Origin of the sequence: Corynebacterium sp. HMSC074C01, assembly GCF_001814605.1 — a bacterium.
Lineage (GTDB): Bacteria > Actinomycetota > Actinomycetes > Mycobacteriales > Mycobacteriaceae > Corynebacterium.
In genome coordinates this window covers 198,107-198,856 of record NZ_KV817300.1, presented here as the reverse complement: position 1 = coordinate 198,856, position 750 = coordinate 198,107, and the positions used below count along the sequence as shown (strand labels likewise).

The 750-nt window shown below is 52.8% G+C and carries 1 protein-coding gene; it reads left to right on the top strand.

The window, feature by feature from the left end:
* Positions 1-750: hypothetical protein (locus tag HMPREF2978_RS13300; RefSeq protein ID WP_070745636.1), on the top strand; the 750-nt coding region annotated here is incomplete at both ends.

The window sequence follows — 750 nt, the reverse complement described above, 5'->3', positions numbered from 1 at the left end:
CGGTACCGATCCGAAGGACCCGAACTCCAAGCCTTCCGACGAGCAGCCTGGTGATAAGACCACGGTTGATGATTCTGGTGTGAAGCCGGTTGATCCGACTGATAAGGAGCAGGACACTGGTATCAAGGTCACTAACCCGGATAAGGACACCAAGGTCTCTGCTACCGATGAGGATGGCAAGGACGTTCCGGCTAAGATTGACGAGAACGGCAACGTTGTTGTTACTCCGGGTAAGGATGTTGATGGTCCTATCAATGTAGTTGTTGAGGATCCGGATCTGCCTGGTGGCAAGACTGAGATTGAGGTTGAGGTTAACGGCCACGAGAAGGGCCGCGATGACAACGGCTCTGATGCTTCTGACAAGACCACGGTTGATGATTCTGGTGTGAAGCCGGTTGATCCGACTGATAAGGAGCAGGACACTGGTATCAAGGTCACTAACCCGGATAAGGACACCAAGGTCTCTGCTACCGATGAGGATGGCAAGGACGTTCCGGCTAAGATTGACGAGAACGGCAACGTTGTTGTTACTCCGGGTAAGGATGTTGATGGTCCTATCAATGTAGTTGTTGAGGATCCGGATCTGCCTGGTGGCAAGACTGAGATTGAGGTTGAGGTTAACGGCCACGAGAAGGGCCGCGACGACAACAAGAAGCCTTCGAACTCGAGCAAGGACCTGTCTTCGAACCTGTCCCAGCGTTGCATTAACACTGGTTTGGGTGTTGGTATCCCGCTGCTGTTCCTGATTCC